The organism is Vibrio sp. SG41-7 (assembly GCF_014164465.1).
Lineage (GTDB): Bacteria > Pseudomonadota > Gammaproteobacteria > Enterobacterales > Vibrionaceae > Vibrio > Vibrio splendidus.
This window is the reverse complement of the sequence record NZ_JACJFF010000476.1, coordinates 1-218: the sequence shown is the minus strand read 5'-3', so window position 1 is coordinate 218 and position 218 is coordinate 1. Positions and strand designations below refer to the sequence as shown.

The following is a 218-nucleotide window of genomic DNA, read 5'->3' as shown; positions in this document are numbered from 1 at the left end:
AGGCTTAACCATACAACACCCAAGGGGTTTTGTGGACTCAGATGTACCAGACCTTGAATGCGTTTGAAGAGAAATAACTTTTAGATAAGCTTTCCGAATTTTAAAATTTGCTTGGCGACCATAGCGTTGTGGACCCACCTGATTCCATGCCGAACTCAGAAGTGAAACACAATAGCGCCGATGGTAGTGTGGGGTTTCCCCATGTGAGAGTAGGACAT

Annotated in this window: 1 rRNA gene; it reads left to right on the top strand. The window is 45.0% G+C overall.

The window, feature by feature from the left end:
* Positions 1-110: 110 nt before the first annotated feature.
* Positions 111-218: ribosomal RNA gene (gene rrf / locus H5300_RS27645) — 5S ribosomal RNA — on the top strand; the annotation flags it as partial.